General features: G+C 66.3%; 20 protein-coding genes and 1 pseudogene. 9 read left to right on the forward strand and 12 right to left on the reverse strand.

What is annotated here, in order from left to right:
• Positions 1-8: 8 nt before the first annotated feature.
• Positions 9-257 (reverse strand): hypothetical protein, encoded by a 249-nt coding sequence (locus P3X83_RS13565; protein ID WP_277305374.1) that lies wholly within the window; start codon positions 255-257, stop codon positions 9-11.
• Between the two features lie 241 nt (positions 258-498).
• Here P3X83_RS13565 and P3X83_RS13570 point away from each other — a divergent pair, with 241 nt between their 5' ends.
• The 3 genes from P3X83_RS13570 (at position 499) to P3X83_RS13580 (ending at position 3,026) form a co-directional block, all read left to right on the forward strand.
• On the forward strand, positions 499-1,779 hold the full coding sequence (locus P3X83_RS13570; RefSeq protein WP_277305375.1) for a helix-turn-helix transcriptional regulator: 1,281 nt from the start codon (positions 499-501) through the stop codon (positions 1,777-1,779).
• A 167-nt stretch (positions 1,780-1,946) separates the two neighbouring features.
• Positions 1,947-2,078 (forward strand): hypothetical protein, encoded by a 132-nt coding sequence (locus P3X83_RS13575; RefSeq protein WP_277305376.1) that lies wholly within the window; start codon positions 1,947-1,949, stop codon positions 2,076-2,078.
• A 93-nt stretch (positions 2,079-2,171) separates the two neighbouring features.
• Positions 2,172-3,026 (forward strand): formyltransferase family protein, encoded by an 855-nt coding sequence (locus P3X83_RS13580; RefSeq protein ID WP_277305377.1) that lies wholly within the window; start codon positions 2,172-2,174, stop codon positions 3,024-3,026.
• Here P3X83_RS13580 and P3X83_RS13585 read toward each other — a convergent pair.
• The 8 genes from P3X83_RS13585 to P3X83_RS13620 form a co-directional block, all read right to left on the reverse strand.
• Positions 3,013-5,274 carry a tetratricopeptide repeat protein gene (locus tag P3X83_RS13585; protein ID WP_277305378.1) on the reverse strand — a complete coding sequence of 754 codons (2,262 nt, stop codon included), beginning with the start codon at positions 5,272-5,274 and terminating at the stop codon, positions 3,013-3,015. The two genes, P3X83_RS13580 and P3X83_RS13585, sit on opposite strands and share 14 nt — an antisense overlap.
• 142 nt (positions 5,275-5,416) lie before the next feature.
• On the reverse strand, positions 5,417-6,007 hold the full coding sequence (locus P3X83_RS13590) for a DUF6879 family protein (RefSeq protein ID WP_277305379.1): 591 nt from the start codon (positions 6,005-6,007) through the stop codon (positions 5,417-5,419).
• A 28-nt stretch (positions 6,008-6,035) separates the two neighbouring features.
• Positions 6,036-6,305, reverse strand: coding sequence for a hypothetical protein (locus tag P3X83_RS13595; protein WP_277305380.1), 270 nt, complete (start codon positions 6,303-6,305; stop codon positions 6,036-6,038).
• A gap of 639 nt (positions 6,306-6,944) precedes the next feature.
• Positions 6,945-10,034: a DEAD/DEAH box helicase gene (locus P3X83_RS13600; protein ID WP_277305381.1), complete on the reverse strand. Its 3,090-nt coding sequence runs from the start codon at positions 10,032-10,034 to the stop codon at positions 6,945-6,947.
• An 87-nt stretch (positions 10,035-10,121) separates the two neighbouring features.
• On the reverse strand, positions 10,122-11,039 hold the full coding sequence (locus P3X83_RS13605; RefSeq protein ID WP_277305382.1) for a hypothetical protein: 918 nt from the start codon (positions 11,037-11,039) through the stop codon (positions 10,122-10,124).
• A gap of 130 nt (positions 11,040-11,169) precedes the next feature.
• A complete protein-coding gene (locus tag P3X83_RS13610) occupies positions 11,170-12,360 on the reverse strand; it encodes a WD40 repeat domain-containing protein (protein ID WP_277305383.1) in 1,191 nt (396 codons plus the stop codon).
• Positions 12,361-12,408: 48 nt separating this feature from the next.
• Positions 12,409-13,011: a hypothetical protein gene (locus P3X83_RS13615; protein ID WP_277305384.1), complete on the reverse strand. Its 603-nt coding sequence runs from the start codon at positions 13,009-13,011 to the stop codon at positions 12,409-12,411.
• An 11-nt stretch (positions 13,012-13,022) separates the two neighbouring features.
• Positions 13,023-13,478, reverse strand: a complete 456-nt coding sequence (locus P3X83_RS13620; protein ID WP_277305385.1) for a helix-turn-helix domain-containing protein — start codon at positions 13,476-13,478, stop codon at positions 13,023-13,025.
• Positions 13,479-13,553: 75 nt separating this feature from the next.
• On the opposite strand from P3X83_RS13620, the gene P3X83_RS13625 reads away from it, so the two are divergent.
• The 3 genes from P3X83_RS13625 to P3X83_RS13635 are packed head-to-tail and all read left to right on the forward strand — an operon-like array spanning position 13,554 to position 15,090.
• Positions 13,554-14,213: a DUF899 domain-containing protein gene (locus tag P3X83_RS13625; RefSeq protein WP_277305386.1), complete on the forward strand. Its 660-nt coding sequence runs from the start codon at positions 13,554-13,556 to the stop codon at positions 14,211-14,213.
• A 29-nt stretch (positions 14,214-14,242) separates the two neighbouring features.
• Positions 14,243-14,710 (forward strand): pyridoxamine 5'-phosphate oxidase family protein, encoded by a 468-nt coding sequence (locus P3X83_RS13630; RefSeq protein WP_277305387.1) that lies wholly within the window; start codon positions 14,243-14,245, stop codon positions 14,708-14,710.
• A gap of 32 nt (positions 14,711-14,742) precedes the next feature.
• Complete coding sequence (locus P3X83_RS13635; RefSeq protein WP_277305388.1) at positions 14,743-15,090, forward strand: nucleotide pyrophosphohydrolase; 348 nt, start codon at positions 14,743-14,745, stop codon at positions 15,088-15,090.
• Here the strand turns inward: P3X83_RS13635 and P3X83_RS13640 are convergent.
• On the reverse strand, positions 15,087-16,232 hold the full coding sequence (locus tag P3X83_RS13640) for a cysteine desulfurase family protein (protein ID WP_277305389.1): 1,146 nt from the start codon (positions 16,230-16,232) through the stop codon (positions 15,087-15,089). The two genes, P3X83_RS13635 and P3X83_RS13640, sit on opposite strands and share 4 nt — an antisense overlap.
• 119 nt (positions 16,233-16,351) lie before the next feature.
• On the opposite strand from P3X83_RS13640, the gene P3X83_RS13645 reads away from it, so the two are divergent.
• Positions 16,352-17,155: an SRPBCC domain-containing protein gene (locus P3X83_RS13645; RefSeq protein WP_277305390.1), complete on the forward strand. Its 804-nt coding sequence runs from the start codon at positions 16,352-16,354 to the stop codon at positions 17,153-17,155.
• 17 nt (positions 17,156-17,172) lie between these two features.
• Here P3X83_RS13645 and P3X83_RS13650 read toward each other — a convergent pair whose 3' ends face one another.
• Together P3X83_RS13650 and P3X83_RS13655 are read right to left on the reverse strand one after the other, a co-directional pair.
• Complete coding sequence (locus P3X83_RS13650; RefSeq protein WP_277305391.1) at positions 17,173-17,973, reverse strand: ABC transporter permease; 801 nt, start codon at positions 17,971-17,973, stop codon at positions 17,173-17,175.
• A 74-nt stretch (positions 17,974-18,047) separates the two neighbouring features.
• Positions 18,048-18,689: pseudogene (locus tag P3X83_RS13655) on the reverse strand (ATP-binding cassette domain-containing protein); the annotation flags it as partial.
• 177 nt (positions 18,690-18,866) lie between these two features.
• Between P3X83_RS13655 and P3X83_RS13660 the strand changes: the two are divergent.
• Both P3X83_RS13660 and P3X83_RS13665 read left to right on the forward strand, forming a co-directional pair.
• Positions 18,867-21,143, forward strand: a complete 2,277-nt coding sequence (locus P3X83_RS13660) for a germacradienol/geosmin synthase (RefSeq protein ID WP_277305392.1) — start codon at positions 18,867-18,869, stop codon at positions 21,141-21,143.
• Positions 21,144-21,177: 34 nt separating this feature from the next.
• Complete coding sequence (locus P3X83_RS13665) at positions 21,178-21,990, forward strand: AfsR/SARP family transcriptional regulator (protein WP_277305393.1); 813 nt, start codon at positions 21,178-21,180, stop codon at positions 21,988-21,990.

Here is a 21,990-nt window from a genome sequence, read left to right on the forward strand (position 1 = left end):
TGGGCCACTCAGAACGTGGTCTCCCAGGCGTCCCCGGCGAAGGCGACGAAAGCTCGGTCGTTCCGGTGCGCGGTCACGACGGTCTCGCCGTACCGGTAGGCCGAGCCGGGCACGAGCCACGCCAACCGCACGCGGCCACGCCCTTGCGAGAAGTCGTCCAGTGCGCGGATCATCTCCCGATGCGCGACGGCCCGGTTGTCGGTCACTCCGCCGACACCGCACTTCCCCGCCTCCACCTCCCACACGGCAAGCACCACGCGGGCAGGGTCGAGCGCTCTATCCTCATTCATGGGTCGCTGCCTCTCAGCGATCAAGGAACCCGTTGAGCTTCGCAAGCGCCTCGACGGGTTCCGCGTTCTCACGCTCCGTGAGCATCCGGTGATGCAATGATGAGCAACAGCGCGGTCTTCGACCAGGTGAAACCGTCGCACCGTGTCGCGAAGACCGGTGCAACACATGACGTGTGAGGTCACCATGCCCCTCGGCCCAATGTGGCGAATGCTCGGAACGGCGATGCGCTTCCACCGCGACGCGGTCGGCCTGAGCCTGCGCGACGTCGCGGCGCGCATTCACACGCACGCGAGCGCGATCGACCGCTGGGAGACGGGAAAGACCCGCCCTTCCGCCGACTCCGCGCACGACTACGACCGAGCGGTAGGCGCGGGCGGCGAACTCATCGCCCTCCACGCGGAGGCGGTGGCATTGGAACACCGGCAAGGGGGTACACCCACGGCGGACACCTCAATAGGTGACGAGGGTGGCGATATGGAACGCCGAGCCGCGATGCGCTTTCTTGCCACATTCACCGCAGGTGCTGCCATTCCGGCATCGGCGGTCGACGCCCTGCACGGAGACCTGTGGCGATTCCTGGAAGCGAACGCCAACGACTACAGCCTCAGTGAGTGGGAGCAGATCGCCTACGACTACGGGCAGACCGTGTGGACCGAACTGCGCCCTCGCAGCACCCGCACGACCGACCTGGTCGGCGACATTCACGCGCTCAACATGCGACTGCGCCGCGCCAAGGACTCACCGGAACAGTCCGCGCTGCTCCGCACCTACGCGCAACTCTCGGCGTTCCTCGCCTGCGAACTCGCCCAAACCGCCAGCCCTCGCGCCTGCTGGCGTTCCTGCCACGCCGCCCGCACCGCGGCTGACGCATCCGGCGACCGCGAACTCCGGGTGTGGACGAGAGCGTGGGAGGCATCGCAGTCCTTCCACCTCCACCGTCGAGGCCCGGCCGCCGACGCCCTCGTTCAACAGGCCCTCGACCTGGCCGACGGCCGCCCCTGCCTCGGCGCGGCACTGGCACTCGAAACCCGCACCCGCCTCCTGGCGAGCCGCCGCCAGCCCGAGGCCGCCAAACAGGCCATCACCGAACTACGCCAGATGACCGACGACCTCCCCGACGCCACCACGGCCGACCGCATCTCGGTCTGGGGCATGCCGATGGAGAACCTCGACTTCTCGCGTGCCTTCGTCTACACGGCACTCGGCGACAGCAAGAACGCCGCCCCACTCCTCGACGCCGCACTCGCCGCGACCCCACCAGAGAAGGTCGGCGCGAGAACCAACATCGCCCTCATGCAGGCATGGGGCATGATCGAGAACAACGACATCACCCAGGGCCTGACAAGGGCACTCGAAGTCGCCCACCCCATCCCCGTCACCAGCTACCGCCGCGTGGTAATCACCGAACTCCTCAAGGGCCTCCCCGCCAACGCGCAAGCCCACCCAGCCGCCCACGAACTCAGACTGGTGGCGACACCTATCGGCTGAGACATGACGTCACCAGTGCTGCATGCGATCTACTAGGCCGCCCTTCCGGCGCTCGCAAGGGACAATGCACCCCGTCCGCACAACCCACAAGCTCCCCACCAGCCCAACGCCCTGCCACCACCGGACCCGGTCATACTCGCGCCCGCGAGATTCAACATGCTCAACAAGTGACCCTGGGCATCGCAGACGCCCTCGCCTTCGGCCTGGATGTCATAGCTGAATGCCGTGAGGCCGACACAGGGAAGCTAAGAGAAGCCGCCAGCGACATCAATGTAAATAATGATGCCATTGATACATAAGTAGGACAGGTCATAGAGTGACCGAATCTCATACACCACGAACTCGGATGCGACCCAATAGAATGCCCGACGTCCTCTGATAACATCGCGGGGGTGCCGGACCCAATGCGTATTGCGCTCGCATCATTCGGTGTTGAGGAGTTCGCTCTCCTACATGCGGCATGCGCCGATTTCGGCCATATTCCTGCCGCATATGTGTACTGCCGTTCGATGAAACCGAACAGCATCACGGATACCCACGCGACTGCGGCGATCAGTGACATCGTTGAGGCGCTACCGCCCGGGATGGATCTCCTGCTGCCGGGCAACCCAGAAGGGCTAGCGCACGAACTAGCGGGATACGACCTTGACCTCCTCATCGTGTACGGCTTCAACTGGAAGCTCCCCGCTGCCGTTCTCGACACACCCCGGCTGGGCGTGATCAATGTTCATACTTCGCTGCTGCCGAAGTATCGGGGCCCAGCACCGGTGCTTTGGGCCATCCGCAATGGCGATACGGAAGTCGGGATCACCATCCATCGGATGGACGAACGATTCGACGCCGGTCCGATTCTCGCTCAACGTGGCGGCATCCCACTAGAAGATGATGTCGCTCCCCGGCCGCTCTGGGAGCTGATCCGCCCCGTACTCGCCGACCTGCTCGCCAGCGCCATAGACCAGGTGGCACGCCACGTTCCTGGAACAGCGCAGGATGAGGCCAGTGCCTCTGCCGCCGGGTTCATCGAGCCGGAGTTCTCGGTAGTGGACTGGTCTCGCTCAGCACGCGAGGTGCACAATCAGGTACGGATGTTCGCGTTCATGGGCCGCGATCAGGCACCCATGGCCCGGGTAGGCGACAAACAATTGAGGGTGTTCCGCACGTGCTTGGAACCAACGGACGGCATACGTGTCGAATGCGCGGACGCCCCGATCTGGATCGTAGATTCGGAAGCGGTCAAAAGTCCCTGAGACGCCGGCGTAGTTCGACCGCGCGGGAATCATCGAAGGTAGAGAGCAGATCGACCGCCTGCCCTCGAAGTGTCTGCGCCTCCTCTTCGGAATCCGTATGAACCAGGGTGCTCGCAAGGCGGGACAGCGTTTGGGCCAGGTTCCACCGGTCGTCCAGGTCGTGGTGGATGCCGGCGGCCGTGCGATAGAAGTCGACCGCCTCTTCGAAGCGGCCCATTTGCTGATACGCCTGGCCGGCGCCGTCGAGTGCGAAAGCTTCCCTGCTGCGGTCGCAGAGTCGCCGCTGAATCGAGGCAGCACGCTGATAGGCGACGAGCGCCTCGGCAGGCTGCCCAGAGGCCCGCTGCACATTGCCGAGTTCGACCGACCAATGGGCCAGCCAGACCGGGTTGTCCTCGTCCTCCGCAATACGAATCGCTTGGTCGATGGAGCTGTGTGCGGCTGCGACGTCACCTTGTTCCCGGTGCGCCCAACTCAGGTGGTACAGCGCATTGCCTTCGCTGGCTCGGTCGGCGAGGTCACGGAAGACGGAAAGTACGTCGAGCAAGACATCTATCGCTGCCTGAAGCTGCTGTACCTCGCACAGTGTCTCGGCCAGGTTGCTCCTCATGAGCGCTTCCCAGCGATGTTCGCCGAGGCGGTGAAAGATGACACCAGCCTGCTCGAAGAACGACCGGGCATCGTCGAGGTGTCGGCGGCGCAATCCGATCAAGCCAAGTGTGTTGAGAGAAACTGCCTCCCCGAACTGGTCGCCGATCTCTCGGCGAATGTCCAGCGCAGCTGAATGGTTGATCTCCGCCTCATCGAGCCGACGCGATTGGAAGTACGCTCTGCCGAGGCTTTCCAGGGCTTCGGCTCTGCCGCCGCGGTCGCCGTCTCGCTCAGCGGAGTCGACTCCGATGCCGCCGGTGGTGAGCCAGTCATCGAAGGCGTTCTGGTGCATATAGATGGCACGGAGGACAGCGGCGAGTCGCCATGCGGTCCCGTGCGAATTGGCCTCGGCGGCGGCCCTGGTCACCCCCACGAGATTCGCGCGTTCGATCTGGTACCAACGTAGAGCGCTGTCGTAGTCGTCGAAGGAGAGTGGCGCGACGTCGGGCGGAACCGGCTCGCTCAGCTTGTACCGGTCGAACGGTGCAATACGGTTCTGCGCAGCGTCGGCCGTGTGCAAGTACCAGTCGAGGATCCGCTGCGAGACCTTAGTGCGGGTTTCGGGGGACTCTAGGTGGCGAACCTGGTCGACGGCGTAGGCGCGCAGCAGATCGTGAAACTCATACCGCCCCGGGGCAGGCTGTTCCAGCAGATGCGCGCCGACGAGGACATCGAGTTGCTGACGTGCCTGCGTGATGCTGAGCCCGGCAAGTGCCGCGGCAGCAGGGAGACCGAACTCGTTGCCAGGGTGCATACCGAGGAGCCGAAACAATCGTGCCGGCGCCTCCGGTAACGCCCGGTATGACCAGGCGAACACGGTCCGGACCGCATCAATGTCATCGTCGCCCTCGGCAGTGAGGGCGTCCCAAAGGGCAGACTCGTCGCGCAGGTCAGCGATCAGTTCGTCCAGCCGCATCATCGGCCGACTCGCGGCACGTTCGGCAGCGATACGTAGCGCGAGCGGGAGGCGAGCGCAGAGCCGAGCGAGCTCGACCAACTCATGACGTTGGTCGTGTCCTCGATAGCGGGCGATCAGAGTTGCCAGTAAGGCAACAGCGTCGTTCTCCGCCAGGATGTCCAGGCCCAGCCGGAACGCACCATGTAGGGCGACCAGTCCGGACAACCGACTCCGGCTGGTTATCACGACTAGAGATGTGGCTGCTCCCGGCAGCAACGGCCTGACCTGACCGGCACTTGCGGCGTTGTCTAGTACTACTAACATCCTGCGGGCTGCCAGTAACGACCTGTACAACGAGGCTCGATCCTCCACATGGACTGGAATCGCTGTAGCTGGAACGCCCAGGTCGCGAAGGAATCGATCGAGGACCTGCTCTGGCATCGCAGGCAGGCCAGGGTCATAACCGCGCAGGTTCACGTACAACTGGCCATCGGGGAAATGCTCGCGGACGCTGTGCGCCCAGTGCAGCGCCAACGATGTCTTACCCACTCCGGCGGTACCGGTGATGACAGTGACCGCTGCAGCAACCGGATCCTCGTGGCTTTCGGTTAACACGCTGCTGAGCGTTGTCAGCTCGACATGCCGGTTGACGAAGCCTCGTACGTCACCGGGAAGCTGCGAGGGCGTAACTGCAAACACGGGCGCAGATTGATGGAAGTGTACCCCTCCATGCACGTTCCGGGCCTGGACGGCATCGCCGGAGCCGGACGCCTCTAGGCGGTTGACGTGGCGTGCAGCATCGTCCCGGCTGTCGCGCTCCTCGCCCATCACGGTAGTCAGATTACATTTGCGATGGGTGCGTCTGCGAGGGCGGTGGAAGCGCTGCGACGTGGCTGGCGAAGAACGACTGTAGAGGCTGACCAACCTCGTACAAACCCTGGACGAACTGTTGACACCGCATGATGAGGTCGCGATCGATGAACCGGCGTACCGACTCCAACACCCCGTCATCGTCGTAGACAGCCTCGTACATCACTGCGGAGCCAAGCGTGTATATCTCCGGAAGCAAGCTGTCGTCTTCAAACTGCGCGATCTGATCCGGACCAACGATTCGCACGCTACCGCCGCACTGGTCACGAACCCTCAGCGCGTGGAGCTCCCACTGCAGGTACGGTGTGATTGGTTCTTCGACGACCCGGACTCGGCGTGCGGCGAAGCCACGCTTCCTGATCCGATCGTGATAGTCGGCCATGTCGTCCCGACCGGCTTCGAGAATACGCAGAGATTCTTGCCAGTCGCCTTTAGCGAACGCTTCCCAACTGTCATACCCTGGCTCTTTGAAGTGTTGCTGCCGCTCCAACTTCCAAAAGCCCAGATCGCCGCTCTTCCAGAAATGCTTCTCAAAGTCGACATAGTAGGCGGCCAGCTCCATTCGTTCACCGACGGCGCCATCAAGCGGGCTAGGCATCAGGAATATCTGCCTTCGCCGCCAGTATGGTCGCCCTGGGAATGATCACCAGTCGTTCGCCGGGGTCAACACTCACTCCGTCCGGAAGACGACCCTCGTACGAGACCGTCAGGTCCGACCCGATGACGGCGACGTCACCGTTATCAAGCTCCCAGATATCGGGGCAGCTTGAGTTGCCGGAGGTTTGTCCGAGTTCGTGCGAAGACTTACCTATGCGCCGCTGGAACGATGCCGATGGGTCCGCTTCCCACTTTTCGGACATGACAGTTCTCCCGTAAGATCGGGGCCTTGATCACGCTCAGTGAGCGTAGCATGACTAATGCGTAACTACAAACAGTCCGTTTAGTGTTTCGACCTCCATGCATACCTGCAACTCTCTCAGCATGCAAGCAGAACAAAGTATATAAGTGCACAACCTTGGAGATATATGACGAATACCGCTCAATAGTCACGCTCACGCCCCGAATAGACCGTCGCAATCACAGAGTCCCGTTCGCCCTTCCGGCCGGTTGATACACGCCAATCCGAAAGCCCCGATTTCAGACAATCCGCTCGCCAACGTACGAACGTCCAGCAAAGACACCGCCTCAGGACCTCTCCGCTAGGCACTGCAGAGGCCATCTCTCCCAGTCAAGGCTCAACGCCACCCAAGGCAGAGTTGGCCTACTGGTTCGACCAACCAAGGCGGTGAACGGCGTCTCCTACCTCGCCCGTGAAGCCATCAAGGAAGCGTGTAGCCCACAAACCGGTCCCTGAGCTCACCGTCTCTCGTCCACGCGTCCGCTGGATCCCCCTAGTACTATCCGACCGTCCTCGGCGCGCACCCGGCCATCGATCAACAGGCTGCCCCATCCGGATAGACGGACTGTTTCGACGCGATCTCGCAGAACGCCGCAGGCCGTCACCCGGCGATGGCTGCCCTGCGGAACAGATCGGCCGGCATCTCTTCATCGAGCTTCCAGGTGATCGCCATCGGCCGCTCTCCTCGATGCTCGACGTACCGTGCCGTTCCGTGGAAGACGAACGGCTCTGGGTGACCGCTCTCGTTCTCCTTGCGCTCCCGAGTGAACAGCAGGATATGACTACGCTCAGCCTCATGGTTCCGGTAGCGCAGGCCGGTAGCAGAGTTTTCCCCAGTACGGTTTTGCGACTCCCAGTGGAACAACTCAGGGGTAAGCGCGTAATCACGGTACATCGTCTGCGGGGAAAACTCTCTGTCGTTCTTATGAAGCGTTACGAACAGAGCATCGCACTTGGTGGCGGGGCTCCACGCGACACCCTCGCGCATGGTAGATGGCACTGACCCACCAAATGAGGCCCACCCGATCGCCGCAAGCACCTCGTCGCCGGAGTAGCGGGCGTTAACTACGAGGGGTACCGCTTCCAGGTCCGGCTGCAGGGATCGTCCAACGTGAGGCGGACGGTCCGCTGAGTATGCCAAGACCTGCCGAATCTCATCGCACAGGGCATCTTCGCCGCGAAGCCGCTGAAGCGCCTCGTCGTAGCTGCCGAAGTTGCCGCCATCGCGCCAGAAGGAGAAGCACAGCATTCGAGCAAACGCCTGATCGACGGGCGAACATTCCCCATACCGCGGACCGTCCGCCTGGATTAGCCGCTTATACGCGTCGACTCGACGGCGGTCATCTACGTGGAGAAGAGCTCGAATCCGACGCCCCAACTGGTCCTCCATAGGGGAGCCAACCTCGCGTAGCAGCCCGGCGCGGCGGAGCAGCAAGGTCCAGTAACGCCGGTTGCGATAGAGATCGCTGATGTCCCGACCGGTCGATTCGAGATACCCACGCAACGATGTCTCAGCATATGAGCGAATTTCTTGGGCCAGTGTGCTCACCTTCGCGCTGAGATGGATCTTGAGTTCAGCCAAGAGCCGATCCTTGGTCACGCGGTCGAGCACGATCTGACTCCCTGAAGGCAGCAGCGGAAAGTCGTCCTGCACCTGCTTGTCGAGGCGCCCTCGGGCAAACCCAGTGAGCGCCTGGAAGCGATTGGCGAAGCGATACTCCTTTCGGTGCTGCCCGACAAAGTCGAGCACCGTCAGCACTTCCTTGTCGGGAGTTCGCCTCAGGCCACGGCCAAGCTGCTGAAGGAAGATGGTGGCGCTCTCGGTTGGACGGAGTAGGAGGAGAGTGTCGACATCGGGGATGTCGAGACCTTCGTTGAACAGATCGACTGCGAAGAGGAAGCGGACCTCACCCTCCTTCAGCGCCTTGAGTGCCGCCTTCCTAACGTCATCCTCAGTCGTGCCGTCCACCGCCTGAGAGGGCAACCCCGCCGCAGTGAAGAACTCGGCCATGAAGCGGGCGTGACGTACTGAAACGCAGAAACCTAGGCCCCGAACTGCACCAAGGTTGCTGACCTTGTCCCGCAAGGCATTGAACACGAGTCGCGCCCGCGCGTCGTCACCGGTGAAGAGGTTGTCCAGCTCAGCCGACTCGTAGGAGCCCTTCGACCACTTCAAGCCGGAGAGGTCGGTCTCGTCATTGATGCCGAAGTAGTGGAAGGGGCACAGCAGGTCGGCATCGAGCGCGTCCCAAAGCCGCAGCTCCGAGGCAATGCGGCCGTCGAAGAACTCGTCCTGAACCCACGTGCCATCTGCTCGCTCGGGTGTTGCCGTCAGCCCGAGCAGTTCCTTGGGCTTGAGGTGCTCGATGATCCGCCGATAGGTCCGCGCCGAGGCATGGTGGAACTCGTCAATGACGACCACATCGAAGTGCTCAGGGTCGAAGGTGTCGATCCCCTTGCTGGTCAATGACTGCACACTTGCGAAGGTGTGCCGCCAGTGCCGCGAGCGTTCCTCACCGACGTGTACCTCCCCAAAGTCAGGGACGGCCAGCACCTGCCGATACGTGCGCAGCGCTTGACGCAGGATCTCCTGCCGATGGGCAACGAAGAGGAGCGACGGCAAGCGGCCCAGACGTTGCTGCAAGTTCCGGTAGTCGAAGGCAGCCACGACTGTCTTGCCCGTGCCCGTCGCGGCGACTACAAGATTGCGATGCCGATCATGTACCGTGCGCTCGACATCCAGGTCTTCAAGCATCTCGCGCTGGTGTGCAAAGGGGTGCGGCACGAGTTCGGGGATGTCGAACAGCCGCTCGCCGGCCTGCGACCGTGACAGCGCCTCGTCCAGCCGCTCGGCATCAGTCTCCGGGTTGTACGCCTCGAACTGCGGCCGGTTCCAGTAGGAGTCGAAGGTGGCTTCGAACTTGTCCAGCAATCGCCCAGTGCCCACTGAGGACAGTCGAACGTTCCATTCCAGTCCATCGAGAAGAGCTGCGCGGGAGAGGTTGGAGCTCCCCACGTAGGCTGTGTCAAAGCCAGTACGGCGACGTAGGAGCCACGCCTTCGCATGCAGGCGTGTCGAGTTCTGCTCGTAACTAATCCGTACCTCGGCCCCAAAGTCGCGGACCAGCCGGTCCAGCGCCCGCCGCTCTGTGGCCCCCATGTAGGTAGTCGTGATCACGCGCAGTGGCACGCCCTTGCGGCGTAGCTCGGCTAACGGCTGCTCCAGGATCCGCAGGCCGGACCACTTGACGAACGCACACAGTAGGTCAACCCGATCGGCACTCGCCAGCTCGGCCGCGAGCTCGTGGGCCAGATTGGGATCCTCGCGAGCGTTGGTCAGGAGCGCCGCTTCAGACAGTGCCGTCAACGGCCGCACCGGCGAGTTTGCGCCTGGCTCGTCCTTCACGATGGAAAGCAGTCTGTTGGGACCGTCTGCCACGGCCTCCGACTCGGCGAGCTGGCTCAGCAGTCGATTCGCAAGGTCTACCTGATCCTGCGGACGATCTTTCAGTGCAGCGAAGGCCCTGGCCGCTGCCGCACCGACGAAGCGGCCCAGCAGGTGAGCGACTTCCTCGTTATCAACCCCCGACACCTCCACCAGATGCCCGACCTGCCGCCACGCTCGGATACTACGTTCGAGCGAACTCGTTATCAGCGAGTCGTACAGACCTAAGCTGGGAGCATCGTCCACCGTTACATCCTTTTGGGTCGGGCCTACGCTGGCGATCAGCGTACCGATGGAGGCTTCCAACGCGCAGGCGAAGGCAATATTTAGCTCCTAGATCTCAGCAAAACCACCTTCATATCGACAGATGATCCTGATATTCAGGGATTGGAGGTAATCTTGGAGATCCCTATTCGGTTTCGACGGTAAAAGCACAGCCAAGGTCAGCCCAGCTACTGTGATGTGGCGGCGATAGTCGAGCAGCTGCCCAACGGCCATGCGAATGTCCTCACGAGACACAGTACTCTTAGCCTCATAAAGCACCGCCTCGGTAGCATCATAGATATCTGTAAGCAAGGTCGACCGAAGGCCCTGCACTCGAATCTGAAAGCGCTGCACAGAATGCCCTTTTCCTTCCAGGTAGGCAGTGTAGGCATCAGAGAGCCGTGCTTCTCTGCGCTGAACTTCGAGGCGCGGGACCGCTACCCGTTGTGTCGCCGTCCTAGTGTTCACCTCGGGCCTGACCAGCCTGCTTTCAGTGACATCGGCAGGAACCGGAGTAGCCTCTGTGACACGAGCAGGCGGGATGTCGTCTCGATCTTCGCGTACCACTCGATTCACCGGGCGAAGACGAAAGACGATCACCCAGCGGGGAATCCCGTCCTCGCCGGGAGCCCTTCGCATCAAATAGGGCTGCTCCTCGTCAAGGACGAACTGGCCCAGATAATGGTGTGTCTTTGTCTGCGTACCCGCAACGACGCCTATCGCACTGAAGATATGTATGGTGCGTTTTGCGGCGACGTGATTCAGCACAGCCTTGTTGGGGCCTACGAAGCGTTGATCTCCGTTCCGACCCGTACCAGTGTATTCAAAGAGCGGGTCATTGCTCCCTTCATCAGCCAACCATCCGTCGTAGTAGCCGTGGCGCGCCCCGCCGGCATGGTCGCTGTAGAGGATGATGTGCTTATCCGCAGGGATGATTCCACCCTGCAACCCACCCCCCACGATAGCCTTCACATCGGCGCGGGTCATGGTCTGCCCAAGCTTGTCCGATAAGTTCCTCACAAAACGGACACTAGCTGAGCTAGGCGACAATTCTTCGCCGGCATCGATTCGAAAACCAACTGCGATCAAACCGTTACATAGTGTACATAGTGCTCCCCTAGCGGGAGCTTCCCGTCCATTGCCAGAGGGAGATGGCGGTGGTTTCGGATGTGGTGGCTAGGAGGTGGCCTCGGGGGTGGAAGGCGATGGTGGTTGCTGAGGTCCGCAGAGGGGCTCGGGCGGGGGTTCCGGTCACTGTCCAGAAGTGGATGGTGTCCTTGGTGGCGGTCGCGATCAGATGACCCTTGGGGTGGAAGGCCATAGCGGCGCCTTCCAGGTCCGCCGTCGGGCGCCAGGCGCGAGTGTCCCAGAGGCGGACGTGATCCGCTTCCGCGATGGCCAGGGTGTGGCCGGTGGGGTGGAAGGCGAGGCCGTGGGCGCGGTGGTGCAGTGGCTCTCTGACCGTGCGAGCTTCGCGTGGGCCCCAGAATCGGATCGTTTCGTCGTCAGCTGTCGCTATCAGATGGCCGGTGGGGTGGAAGGCCACTGAGTAGACGTGTCCGGCGTGGCCCTTGAGAACCCCTGCGGGGCGGCTGGTTTCGCAGTGCCATAGGCGGACCGTTGTGTCGGCTCCTCCGGTGGCGAGGAGTTGGCCGGTGGGCTCGAAGGCCAGCGTCCAGATCGCGCCTGGGTGGCCGGCCAGGGGTGGGGAGGCGGGGCGCCAGGTGCGGGTGTCCCAGAGGCGGACTGTGCCATCCAGGCCTCCGGTGGCGAGCAAGTGTCCGCGAAGGTGGAAGGCCATGGTGTAGACGTGGCCCGGCAGGGGCTCGCGGGTGGGGCGCCACGTGCGGGTGTCCCAGAGGCGGATGCCGTCGGGGCCGGCGCTGGCCATGAGGTGGCCGCGGGGATGGAAGGCCAGGGTGGTGACCGGCCCGGTATAGCCGGTCAGGGTGCGTTCGGTGGGGTGGCTGTGGAGGGTGAGCGCGGCCAGTTCGTCGCGTTCACGGCGGACGGCGAGCAGTTCTGCCCTCACCGCTGCCAATTCTTCGCGTAGAGCGGCTACCTCATCGACTTCGTCGCTCTCGGTACGTGCGGATATCCACAGGGTGTGGAAAACATCCACCTCTCCATCGAGGGCTTCGACGACCAGCTTGACCTGTCCCCAGCGGGGCAGCCGTTCGCAGCGGATCACCGCGTGGGCCGTCGTGTGGCTCATCGCGCCCGTGCGCGTGGCCACTGCGCGGTAGCCCGGTTCGCCAGCCCGCAGGTACAGCTCACGCAGGCGAGTACGAAGGGCGCTCAAGCTCATGGCACATCGAGCATTTCAGAATTCGGGGATCTCGCATACATAGAGAGATCAGGCGAAGCGTTCGATGGTTACCGGGATCAGGCCTTGGGCACGGATTGCCTGGCGGTGGTTGGTAAGGAGGGTGGAGGCGATTCCGATGCCGGTGAGAGGCACGGTCATGTCGAGGGCCCAGGCCACTCCGCCGCCGATTCGGCGTAGCTCCCAGGTGCAGCCGTCCGAGCTTCCGGTTCCCACGACCCGTGGGTCCTCGGCCGGACGAGGGGACAGCCAGGACGCCAGCGCGGTCAGGTCGTCCGAGTAGAGGGAACCTGCGAAGAGGACGCGGTAGTGCCGGGCGTCGGAGGTGCCGAAGTCGAGGGGTGGGTCGGTGGGCAGGGTCCAGCGGTCGCCGAAGCGGGAGCGGATATCGTCCTCGCCCGGGAGTTCTCCCCCGCCAACGCGGGTGAAGGTCGCCTCGGCCTCCTCTCGGTCGAGCACGCGGACTCGTAGCGACCGGTCGGCGCGGATAAGGCGGCTCGATTCGGCGGGCGTGTGCCAGGCGGCGCCGTCCCACTGGGCGCTGTCGATGCCGGCCGCGGTGTGGTCGTCGTGAAGTGCGAACTCCTCGACCAGCAAGTACGCGTCGTCGATCAAGTAGTAGTCCAGCGCCACGGCGCACAAGTCTAGGGGCGGGCGCCGGGGCCGGGGAGAGGGTCGGCGTCCATGGCGTGCATGGGTTCGCCGCATTCGGAGCAGATCAACTCGACGTGCGAGATCTTGCCGCAGGCATGGTGGCGGGTCAGTACGGGTGGGCCGGCCTCGCCGGCGAGCCAGCGGTCGCCCCAGCGGGCCATGACCAGGAGCAGGTCGCACAGTTCGCCACCCTTCTCGGTCAGGGTGTACTCGTACCGGAGGGGGTGGGTGGAGTACTCGACGCGCTCCAGCACACCCTGTTCGACCAGCCACTTCAGCCGTATGGTGAGCACCTTTCGGGAGATGCCCAGGTCCTGCTGGATCTGGTCGAAGCGGTTGATGCCCACATACACGTCTCGCAGGATCAGCGGCGACCAGGGTTCGCCGATCACGTCGAGGGTGCGGGCGATCGAGCACGCCCAGTCGCCGTAGGAGGTGCGCTGCATGGGGTCATTCTAGTTCCCTTAGGGAACTCATACTGCTATGGTCGGTTCCCTTAAGAGACCAACAGGGGGAGAGCTATGAACCGTCCCAAAGTCGTATCCCGGGAAGAGTGGCAGACCGCCCGTGACGCGCTCCTGCTGAAGGAGAAGGAACACACGAGGGCCCTGGACGCGCTGGCCGCCGAGCGGCGCAGGCTGCCGATGGTGCGGCTGGAGCGCGACTACGCGCTCACCGCTCCCGACGGCGAACCCACCGGCCTGGCCGAACTGTTCGACGGGCACCGGCAGGTCGTGATCTACCACTTCATGCTGTCGCCCGGTCAGCGCTCGATCTGCAGCGGCTGCGCGTCCTTCGCCGACAACATCCCGAAGCACTCCCAGCCGCACCTCAGTGACCGTGGCACCCGGATGATCCTGGTGTCACGCGCCCCGCAGGAGGACATCGAGGTGGTACGGCGGCGCATGGGCTGGACGGTCCCCTGGTACTCCTGCCACGGCACCACGTTCGCCGACGACCTCGGCAACACCGGCGGCTTCGGCCTCAGCGTCCTGCTCAACGACGGCGACGAGTTCTTCCAGACGTACTACACCACCGGCCGGGGCGTCGATCGTCTGCACTTCGACTTCAACGTGCTCGACCTCACCCCGTACGGCCGCCAGGAGAAATGGGAAGACTCCCCGGAGGGATGGCCCCAGGATCCGACCATGGGGTGGATCCGTCTTCGGGACGAATACTGACCATTCCCCATCCGAGGAAGGAGACGAGCATGCCGCGTGCGCTGACCGCCGCCGAGCGCGAGGAGTTCCTCGCCGAACCCCGTATCGCCGTGCTGAGCGTCGAGGCCGAGCCGGGCTCGGGCCGTCCGCCGCTCACCGTGCCGGTCTGGTACGCCTACTACCCGACCAACGACGTCTTCACGTTCTTCACGGGCACCCAGGGGCGTACCGCCCGCAAGGCTCACCTGCTCGAACAGGCCGGACGGCTCAGCCTGTGCGTGCAGCAGCCCGAGCCGGTCTACAGGTACGTCACCGCCGAGTGCACGGTGACGTCAGCCGACCGCGAGCCTTCCTTCGACGAGGTGTTCGCGATCACCTCCCGTTACCTGCCCAAGGACATCGCGCACGCCATGGCCGAGGCCGAGGCCGAGGCCGAGACCGCCACGCGCGGCGGGACGTTCGTGCTGTTCACCGTCGCCCCGACGCACTGGACGACCTTCGACTTCACCGGCGAGTGACCCATTCGAACCAGAGCGGGTAACGTCCGGGCATGACATCCGACCTGGAGGGGCTGGCCGAACGGCTGCGCGAGTTCGCCCGTGTCCGTGACTGGGAACGGTTCCACACGCCGAAGAACCTGGCGATGGCCCTGGCGGGTGAGGCCGGGGAGCTGCTCGCGGAGTTGCAGTGGCTGACCCCCGAGGAGACCGCCCAACTCGATCCGGAGACCCACGACCGGGTGCGGCGCGAGCTGGGCGATGTGACGAACTATCTGGTGCGCCTGGCCGACGCGCTCGGCGTCGACATCATCGCCGCCGCGCACGAGAAGCTGGACGACGGCGAGCGCCGCTACGACCCCGCGACCCACCGGGGGTCGGCCCGGAAGGCCCCGCGCTAGCCGGAGCGGCCGCAGCGCGCCGCCAGTAGGCGGGCGGCCTCGCGTATGTCGTCCTCAGTGGTACCGCGGCCGAGGGACAGGCGGATGGCGGACGCGGCGCGGACGTGTGGGACGCCCATGGCGATCAGCACCGGTGACGGCGCGGTGGCGCCCTCGTGGCAGGCCGAGCCGGTGGAGGCGGCGATCTCGGGGACGGTGGCCAGCAGGGCCCGGCCGTCCGTGCCGTCGATGCTCACGTTGAGGGTGCCGGGGAGGCGTTCGCCGGGGTGGCCGTTGAGGTGCACGCGTCCGGGCAGCAGCGCGGCGAGTTCGTCGTGCAGCAGGTCGCGTAGCCGGGCGAGGCGGGGGCCGTCGTCCAACACGGCCTTGGCCGCGATCTCGGCGGCGACGCCGAGGGCCGCGATCCACGGCACGTTCTCGGTGCCGGCGCGCAAGCCGCCCTCCTGCCCGCCGCCGGGCACTACCGGCAGCATGGGCGTACCGCTGCGCACGTAGAGGGCGCCGACGCCCTTGGGGGCGTACATCTTGTGGCCGGCCAGGGTGAGCAGGTCCACGCCGAGGTCGGTGACGTCGATGGGGACCTTGGCGACGCTCTGCGCGGCGTCGGTGTGGAAGACCGCTCCGGCGCGCCGGGCGGCGGCGGCCAGGGCGCGGATCGGCTGGAGGGTGCCGGTCTCGCCGTTGGCGTGGGCGATCGTCACCAGGGCGGTTCGGCGGCTGAGCGCGGCCTGGAGGTCGGCGACGGCGACGCGTCCGGCCGCGTCCACCGGGAGCAAGGCCGTGGTGAAGCCGTCGGCCGCCAGGGCGCGGCAGGCCTCCAGGACGGCGGGGTGCTCGGTCGGCTGGGTGACGATCTCGGTACGGCCGGAGCCGCGCAGCGCGAGCGCCGCGCCCCGGATGGCCAGCGTGTCGCTCTCGGAGCCCCCGCCGGTGAAGACGATCTCGCCGGGTGCGGCCCCGAGCAGCGCGGCGACCTGGTCGCGGGCGCGGGCGACGGCCCGGCGGGGCGTCTCGCCGTACGCGTGGGCGCTGGCGGGGTTGCCGAAATGCGTGGTCAGGTACGGCAGCGCCGCCTCGGCCGCCCTCGGGTCCACGGGGGTGGTGGCGTTGTGGTCCAGGTAGATCGGCACGGGCATGGTCATGCCTCAGACGATAGGCGGCGGATAGGCGGGACGACCTCTCGCCGCCCCCGCATCCCGCATTGACAAATTCCATTTTTACGTACAAACTCTCTTGTACATCAACCGAACGGGAGACCGAGATGACCGACCTGATGAGCATGACCGCCCGTGCCGGAGCGAGCCGGGAGGACGTGCGCCGGGCGCTCACCGACGCCGCGGAGATGCGGATCTGGCTGGCCGACCACGCGGAGAGCGAGCTCCCCGAGCGATACGCCTTCTGGGGCGACCACGTCATCGAGGGCGCGGCCGCCCACCAGCGTCCGCTGGACCCCGAAGGCCACGACCTGCGCTTCGCATGGACCCTCGCCGGCCGCGAGACCATCGTCACCGTCGACCTGGCCGAAGAGAGCGCCACGAGCACGCTGATCACGCTCACGCAGACCGAGTTCGACCTGTACGACCCCGGCAGCCTCGGCATGCTGCAGACCTTCTGGGCGCTGGCCATCGCCAACCTGGTCGACCACCTGGAGGGCCGCCCCCTCACCTACAGGTGTGACTACACCTCGTCCGACCTGTCCGGCGGCATGGTCATCGCCGCCACCGCCGACCAGGTCTACGACTCGCTGATCGACCCGGCCAAGGTCTCCCGGTGGTTCGGCTTCCCCGTGGAGATCGAGCCGAAGGTCGGCGGCAAGTACGGCATCGGCTCCATCGCCGCCCTCACCCCCGGCCGCTCCCTGACCGTGAGCTGGGGTCCGATGGGCACGACCACCTTCGACATCGACGAGTCGTCAGGTGCGACCACGCTCACCCTGGTCCAGGGCGGGTTCGACGAGTCGAACCCGCCGTACGCGGCCTGGGCGGGCACCATGTGCGGCATGGCCGAGGTGCGACGGCTGCACGAGCTGCCCGACTGGAACCCGATCTGGCAGGGCGAGCACTGAGCACAACAGACGGCCGGTCAGGCGTCCCTGCGGGTGATCGCCAGATACCCGGCGCCCAGCGCCACCGCCGCATAGGCCAGCAGTGCGGCCAGCGCCACCGCCGGCGGCAGCCCCCCGGCGACGATCGGCGCGATCGGCTCACCCGCGATCTGCGGCACCAGCGTCATGGGCATGAGGTACATGAACCGCTCGCCCCACGGGGCGGGCAGGAAGCTCGCGAAGCCCGGCAGCACGAACAGCACCCCGATGACGGCGGCCAGCCCGCCCACCGTGGACCGGGAGACCGTGGCGAACCCCAGCCCCACCAGGGCGAGCACGGTCACCGACAGGCCGGAGGCGAGCAGCAGGGGCAGGTCGTCCAGCAGCGAGCCGCCGTTGAAGCCCATCGGGCGGTCGCCAAGCACGACCCGGGTGACGGCGTACGTGGCGAGCATCACCGCGCACCCGGCCGCCAGGGTGACGGCGGAGACCACCGCGGCCTTGGCGGCGAGCAGCGCGCCGCGCCCGGGCACCACGGTGAGGCTGGTCCGGATCATGCCGGTGGCGTACTCCCCGCTGATCGCCAGCACGCCGAGCACCGCCAGGCTGATCTGCAGCAGCGGCAGGAAGCCCCGCTCGGGCGGGGTGACCATCATGTCCGCGCGGGCGACCGCGTCGCGGGCGTCCCAGGCGCTCCCGGCGTAGTACGCGTACACCCCCGCGACCACCACCATGGCGGCCCCGCAGGCCAGCGCGGTGACCGTCGAGCGGACGGACTTCAGCTTCAGCCACTCGGCGGCGAGGACCGACGACAGGGCACTGTTCATCGTGTCACTCATCTGGCCGCTCCGAACTCCACGCTGCCCGCCGTGAGGTCGATGTAGGCGTCTTCAAGGGAGGGGTACCGGCCGGTCAGCTCGGCCACGGTGGTGTCGGCGATCAACCGGCCCCGGCCGATGATCAGGACGTGGTCGGCGGTCACCGCCATCTCACTCATCAGATGGCTGGACAGCAGCACGGTGCGGCCCTCCTCGGCCAGGGAGCGCATCAGGCGGCGGATCCACCGCACGCCGTCCGGGTCGAGGCCGTTGACCGGCTCGTCGAACATCAGCACCTTCGGGTCGCCGAGCAGGGCCGCGGCGATACCCAGCCGCTGCCGCATGCCCAGCGAGAACCCGCCGATCTCACGGCGGGCGACGCTGGTCAGGCCGACGGTCTCCAGTACCTCCGCGACCCGCGTCGCGCCGATGTCGTTGGCGCGGGCCAGGCACATCAGGTGGTCGGACGCGCGGCGCCCGCCGTGCACGGCGTCGGCGTCGAGCAGCGCGCCCACTTCGCGCATCGGCCTGCGGAAGGTCGCGTAGCGCCGCCCGTGCACCAGGGCCTCGCCCGACGTGGGGGCGTCCAGGCCGAGGATCATCCGCATCGTGGTGGATTTCCCGGCGCCGTTCGGGCCGAGGAACCCGGTCACGTGACCGGGTTCCACCCGGAACGACAGCCGGTCCACGGCGAGCACCCCGCCGTAGCTCTTGGTCAGCTCGCGCACTTCTATCACGGGGGCGACTCTGCCAAGGGGCACCCTTCCGGCACATCGGCCCGTCGTCCGCCGTACCCAGGTCCGACGCGCCGCGCCGAGGGCCGTCCAATGGCCATCTTGCGACGGGACACGTTAAGTGCCACCCTCGTTACCGTACGTTGGCTACCAGTTGGCGACCATGAGAGCAGGCCCCCCATGCACGCCTTCACGCTGCCCGACTTCTACATCGCCCATCCGGCGCGGCTCAACCCGCATCTGGAGCGCACCCGCGCGCACAGCGACGCCTGGGCGAAAGAGATGGGCATGCTCGACGCCCCCAAACCCGGCGGTGGTGTGGTCTGGGACCAGCCCGCGCTGGACCGGATGGACTACCCGCTGATGTGCGCCTACACCCACCCCGATTGCGACGGCCCCGCGCTCGACCTGATCACCGATTGGTACATCTGGGTCTTCTTCTTCGACGACCACTTCCTTGAGCACTACAAGTACTCCGGCGACACCGAGGGCGCCCGCGCCTATCTCGACCGCCTGGAGTCGTTCATGACCATGGACGACGAGACCCCGCCCGAGCCGACCAACCCGGCCGAGGCAGGGCTGGCCGACCTGTGGGCGCGCACGGTCCCGGCGATGTCGCGGGAGTGGCGGGTGCGGTTCATCACCAGCACCCACAACCTGATGGTCGAGTCCATGTGGGAGCTGGACAACATCAACCGGGGGCGGGTGGCCAACCCGATCGAGTACGTGCAGATGCGGCGCAGGGTGGGCGGCGCGCCCTGGTCGGCCAACCTGGTCGAGTACGCCGTGGGCGCGGAGATCCCCGACCGGCTCGCCGCCACACGGCCCATGGAGGTGCTGGCCGACACCTTCGCCGACGCCGTCCACCTGCGCAACGACCTGTTCTCATACGAGCGCGAGGTGCGCGAGGAGGGCGAGAACGCCAACGCCGTCCTGGTCTTCGAGCAGTTCTTCGACGTCCCCACGCAGCAGGCCGCCGAGCTGGTCAACGACCTGCTGACCTCGCGGCTGCAGCAGTTCGAGAGCACGGCGCTGAACGACGTCCCGGCGCTGCTGGCCGATCGCGGGGCCCCGCCGGACGAGCAGCTCGCCGTCGCGGCCTACGTCAAGGGCCTGCAGGACTGGCAGTCCGGCGGCCACGAGTGGCACGCCCGCTCCAGCCGCTACATGAACGACGGCCTGGCCACGCCCGGCGCGCTCGGCACGCCGGGGGCGCCCGCCTTCGGCCTCGACGGCCTGGGCACCTCGGCGGCCACCTGGCTGCTGCCCGCCGCCGACCGGCCGGGCCAGCGGGTGCGGCTGCGCCAGCACTCGTTCATCCCGTTCCAGCAGGTGGGGCACCTGCCGCTGCCCGACCTGCCGATGCCGTTCCAGGCCCGGCTCAGCCCGCACCTCGACGCCGCGCGCGAGCACGCGATCGCCTGGGCCAGGCGGGTCGGCATCTTCGACTCCGTCCCTGGCGTCGAGCACGGCGGGGTGTGGGACGAACGCCGGATGCGCGACATCGACCTGCCGCTGTGCGCGGCCGGAATCCACGCCGACGCGGGCCCTGAGGAGCTGTTCCTGTCCTCCGAGTGGCTGGCCTGGGGCACCTACGGCGACGACTACTACCCGGTGGTCTTCGGCGCGCGACGCGACCTCGTCGGGGCGCGGCTGTCCAACGCGCGGCTGACGCAGCTCATGCCGCTCGACGCGGGCGCCCCAGGCGTCATCCCGACCGGCCCGCTGGAGACCGGCCTCGACGACCTGTGGCGTCGTACGGCGGGCCCGATGACCGGCGACGCGCGCGCCCATCTGCGCCACGCCATCGAGATCATGCTGGAGAGCTGGCTGTGGGAGCTGGCCAACCAGGCGCGCAACCGGGTGCCCGACCCGATCGACTACGTCGAGATGCGCCGGCGCACCTTCGGTTCCGACCTCACCGCGGCGCTGGCCCGCATCCCGTACTCCGACGTGGTGCCCCCGGAGATCTACCACACCCGGGCCTGGCGCGAGCTGGAGACCGCCGCCCACGACTTCGGCGCGTTCACCAACGACCTCTTCTCCTACCAGAAGGAGGTCGAGTACGAGGGTGAGCTGCACAACCTGGTCGTGGTCGTCCAGCACTTCCTCGACGTCGACCGCTGGAAGGCCCGCGACGTCGTGGCCGCGCTGATGGCGGCCCGGATGGAGCAGTACCAGTACGTGCTGGCCAACGACATCCCGGCGCTGTTCGAGGAGCGCGGTCTCGACGACCGGGCGCGCGCGGCGCTGCTGCGCCAGGCGGAGGGCTTCCAGGACTGGATGGCGGGCATCCTGGTCTGGCACCGCGGCTGTCACCGCTACGACGAGGCCACGCTGCGGCGCGAGCACGCGCCGCTCGACCATGCCGGAGTGTCCCGGTTCCTGCCCGCGCTGGGCACCTCGGCCGCGCGGGTTGGGCGTCGCCCCTGGTCAAAGGATGATGACTCTATGTAAAGTCTTCACTACGTCACGAAGCCGGGGGTCACGCATGCGGCATGCCTCACTACAGTTCGCGATCCTGGGACCGCTCGACGTCCGGCGCGGCGGCCGTCCCATCGTGGTCAACGCCGCCAAGCAGCGCATCATCCTGGCCACGCTGCTGCTGTCCGCCAACCGCGTGGTGCTGGCGGAAGACCTGATGGAGCGGTTGTGGCAGTACCGCTTCCCGCGTGACGCCCGGGCCTCGTTGCAGACGCACGTGGCCCGGCTCCGCCGGGTACTCGGCGACGGGCACGACGGTCCCCAGACCATCCGCACGAGTCCGGGCGGCTACCTCATCCGGGTGGCCGCCGACGACCTCGACCTGCTGCGTTACCGCTGCCTCCTCGACCAGGCGTGCCGAGCCGAGACGGTGGGCGACCTGGCCGGGGAGGCCCGGCTGCTGCGCGAGGCGCTCGGGCTGTGGCGGGGCGCGGCCCTGGCCGACATCGCCTCCGACTCGCTGATCCGCGACGAGGTGCCGCAGCTCACCGAGGAGTGGTTTCGCGCGCTGCACCGCCGCTTCGACGTCGAGCTGGCGCTGGGCAACCACGCCGAGATCGTCGCGACGCTGCGCAGGCTGGTGCTGAAGCATCCGCTGCGCGAGCGGCTGTGCGGGCAGCTCATGATCGCGCTGTTCCGCTGCGGTCAGCAGGTCGAGGCGCTGAAGACCTACGCCTCGGTGTCGGCGGTGCTGCGCCAGGAGTACGGCCTCGACGTCGGCGACGAGCTGTCCGACCTGCACCGGGCCGTGCTGACGCGCGACCCGGCGCTGGCCACGGAGCACGGCTGGCATCGCAGTCTGGCCCGCCGCGCCCCGTAG

This window comes from Spongiactinospora sp. TRM90649, from assembly GCF_029382225.1.
In the GTDB taxonomy this organism is placed as follows: Bacteria; Actinomycetota; Actinomycetes; order Streptosporangiales; family Streptosporangiaceae; genus Spongiactinospora.